The sequence below is a fragment of the Mucilaginibacter sp. P1_D10 genome (genome assembly GCF_056406215.1).
Genome location: NZ_JBFUAP010000039.1, coordinates 1 through 2,427 on the forward strand (window position 1 = coordinate 1; position 2,427 = coordinate 2,427).

The following is a 2,427-nucleotide window of genomic DNA, read 5'->3' on the forward strand; positions in this document are numbered from 1 at the left end:
CTATCCATATTGAATCGGCTATCCATATTGAATCGGATAAAAAACGTCTTGCTAAAGCTTGTATTCAAACTCATTCATTCGGACACACTGTTTAATCAAGAAATCTTCATGAAAAATAAACTATCATGGCAAAAACATTTGCATATGTCATAGTAATCAACATGACGATTATTTTTTAAAGGCTTCGAACACTCGACCGCCCGTCCAAGTGCCTCCACTTGAATTCAAGAGTTGTTAACCGTCCATGCTTAGTTGTTGAATTTTGCATAGCCTATAAAGTGAGCGTGGACGCTCACCAAGGTATTGCGGCAAGTGTGGACACTTGCCACGGCGGGCACAAAAAATAACAAATTTTATTCCACGACTATTTTTTTTTAGAAAACCTATCCTTAATAAATAAAACAAAAGGATGTAATAGGAGGCCTAAAAAAATCACATATATCCCGTACCATAATATAGACCCCCCATCGGCTGTTCGAAGGCTTAGAAAAGACAATAGCCCTTTATGAATTGTTAAAATAAATGAATTGTTATAGTACAGCAGCAGCGAATAACTACAGATTGCAATTAAAAGACAAAATGATACTATCAAGCTATAATACACAAATCTTGAAACCTGCACATTATATTCCCTTGGCCACTTGTCTTTCATTATATTTAGGAGCTTTACGATGCCTACGGACTTACTACCACTAAGTCCATATACGTGGGCGAATACATTTAAATGCAAATGTTGGCTATGTATGCTGTCACTAAGCTCCTTAATCTTCTTCTTAATATCATCAGCATTTATTTTGGAATTGCGGTCAAATGTTGGCATGCCGTCGAAACAATAAATTGCCAACTCTATTAGACGACACTCCTCCAAATTTAACGTAGGTAACTCCTGTTTATCTGCTATTTTTTTTGAGTCGTTTTTGAGTTTAAGTATAAGCGATTTGTTATCAAGATTCTCAAATTCACTTATGTACCCGAGTTCCCTAGCTAACTTATTTAAGTTTCTGTTTTGATAATTAACCAAATCAAAAAGTGCTTCAATTCCACTTTTTAAAACATCATTATTCACCCCATTATTGATTGCAGAACGATAAGCCTCCATCGAAATACCATCGCTTAGTTCAAGAGCTTTGAAAATAAACTCTTGTTCTTTAAAAGTCAGCGATTCTGCATCACCGATTTTTATTTGGTGCGTTGTCAACTCTTCATATAATTTCTCGCCATTGGCATACCTGTCCTCCGGTTTTTTTTGCAGGCATTTCTCCACCAGTTTCAGCATCCACTTAGGCACCTTCATCTCGTTTGCCTTTTTCTCTTCCGGCCAATTAGCCGGTAGGTTTGCTTTACGTTTTGCCAACAAATCGGGCACGGGTGCCTCTTTATGCTTCAGCGTAACTTCATTGCGATTATTACTACTGTTGCCCGTCAATATAAAGGGTACTTCGCCGGCTAATAATTCATAAAGGATGATGCCATAACTATAAACATCCGTTTGCAACAGTATTTTGCCATCGTGCTGTTCGGGTGCCATAAATTCTACAGCACCTGCATTTTGCAGGCTTGTTCGGCGCTGTTCGTCTGTGAGGATGGCTAGGCCAAAATCCAGCAATACATAATTACCTGTATGGATATTGTATTTTACGTTGTTGCTTTTCAGGTCGCCATGTTTTACACCCTGGCGGTAGCAATGCGCCAGTGCGCTGGCTAGTTGGTCGGCAACATTAAGGGTTTCGCTAAGCGTAAATACCTTTTGCTGCGGCGTTAGTAAATCGCTCAGGTCGGGGCCTTCTATAAACTCCATCTCGATAAAAGGAAACGAGCCACTCTCCGTTAAGCCCGAACCTAATATTTTTACGATATTAGGATTGGGGATTTCGTTTACCCTTTGCAGTTTGGCAACTTCGTTTTGGAAGTTGAGGTAGTTTTTATCGTTTTCAGTTAAAATTGGTGTTGGCATTACCTTTATGGCCGAATAGATAACACCGGTGCGCCTCCCCTTATAAACAGAACCCTGCCCGCCGGTACGCAAGGCACCCAGATTTTCTAAACCCTCGGCAATGGTAAATACTTTGCTCATTTATGGTGCTAATATACTGAACGGATGGATATATAGGCTATGCCGGGGAGAGATTGCAAAATGGGGGTTGATAGGAAAACTTGCCAACCATAGCGATGGGTTTGAAACAAGGATGTTCGAAAGAAAACAAACGTCATTCTGATTACTTGTTTCAGAACCCCACACGGCAGGTAACCGATACGCAAAGCGGCTCAGCATGGTGGCCACTTTTATGATGGGGTCGTGAAACAAGTTCCATTAGACTTGCAAAGAAATTAATTAACAGATTGTTGTTGATAATTTTGGCATGTTAAAATGTGGAGAAGATAGCCGGTAGGAAATAGTCACGAGTTCTAGCCTTCGAGGCTCTATGT

1 protein-coding gene is annotated in these 2,427 nt (G+C 40.0%); it reads right to left on the minus strand.

The annotated features are described in order from the left end of the window. Positions 1-364: 364 nt before the first annotated feature. Complete coding sequence (locus tag AC1DYT_RS26645; RefSeq protein ID WP_477472518.1) at positions 365-2,074, minus strand: serine/threonine protein kinase; 1,710 nt, start codon at positions 2,072-2,074, stop codon at positions 365-367. Positions 2,075-2,427: the final 353 nt, after the last annotated feature.